1 rRNA gene is annotated in these 1,410 nt (G+C 55.9%); it reads left to right on the top strand.

Annotation, left to right across the window (positions count from 1 at the left end):
- A 16S ribosomal RNA gene (locus tag ACPEH2_RS15720) occupies positions 1–1,390 on the top strand; the annotation flags it as partial.
- Positions 1,391–1,410 lie beyond the last annotated feature (20 nt).

The raw sequence follows: 1,410 nt of genomic DNA, 5'->3' as shown, positions 1-1,410 counted from the left end.
TGACTCTGGGATAAGCGCTGGAAACGGCGTCTAATACCGGATATGAGCTGCGATCGCATGGTCAGCAGTTGGAAAGATTTTTCGGTCTGGGATGGGCTCACGGCCTATCAGCTTGTTGGTGAGGTAATGGCTCACCAAGGCGTCGACGGGTAGCCGGCCTGAGAGGGTGACCGGCCACACTGGGACTGAGACACGGCCCAGACTCCTACGGGAGGCAGCAGTGGGGAATATTGCACAATGGGCGAAAGCCTGATGCAGCAACGCCGCGTGAGGGATGACGGCCTTCGGGTTGTAAACCTCTTTTAGCAGGGAAGAAGCGAAAGTGACGGTACCTGCAGAAAAAGCGCCGGCTAACTACGTGCCAGCAGCCGCGGTAATACGTAGGGCGCAAGCGTTATCCGGAATTATTGGGCGTAAAGAGCTCGTAGGCGGTTTGTCGCGTCTGCTGTGAAATCCCGAGGCTCAACCTCGGGTCTGCAGTGGGTACGGGCAGACTAGAGTGCGGTAGGGGAGATTGGAATTCCTGGTGTAGCGGTGGAATGCGCAGATATCAGGAGGAACACCGATGGCGAAGGCAGATCTCTGGGCCGTTACTGACGCTGAGGAGCGAAAGGGTGGGGAGCAAACAGGCTTAGATACCCTGGTAGTCCACCCCGTAAACGTTGGGAACTAGTTGTGGGGTCCATTCCACGGATTCCGTGACGCAGCTAACGCATTAAGTTCCCCGCCTGGGGAGTACGGCCGCAAGGCTAAAACTCAAAGGAATTGACGGGGACCCGCACAAGCGGCGGAGCATGCGGATTAATTCGATGCAACGCGAAGAACCTTACCAAGGCTTGACATATACGAGAACGGGCCAGAAATGGTCAACTCTTTGGACACTCGTAAACAGGTGGTGCATGGTTGTCGTCAGCTCGTGTCGTGAGATGTTGGGTTAAGTCCCGCAACGAGCGCAACCCTCGTTCTATGTTGCCAGCACGTAATGGTGGGAACTCATGGGATACTGCCGGGGTCAACTCGGAGGAAGGTGGGGATGACGTCAAATCATCATGCCCCTTATGTCTTGGGCTTCACGCATGCTACAATGGCCGGTACAAAGGGCTGCAATACCGCGAGGTGGAGCGAATCCCAAAAAGCCGGTCCCAGTTCGGATTGAGGTCTGCAACTCGACCTCATGAAGTCGGAGTCGCTAGTAATCGCAGATCAGCAACGCTGCGGTGAATACGTTCCCGGGTCTTGTACACACCGCCCGTCAAGTCATGAAAGTCGGTAACACCTGAAGCCGGTGGCCCAACCCTTGTGGAGGGAGCCGTCGAAGGTGGGATCGGTAATTAGGACTAAGTCGTAACAAGGTAGCCGTACCGGAAGGTGCGGCTGGATCACCTCCTTTCTAAGGAGCACTGCACTCTT

The sequence above is a fragment of the Microbacterium sp. NPDC064942 genome (genome assembly GCF_049545525.1).
GTDB lineage: Bacteria > Actinomycetota > Actinomycetes > Actinomycetales > Microbacteriaceae > Microbacterium > Microbacterium gawkjiense.
This window is presented reverse-complemented; position numbering and strand designations above follow the sequence as displayed.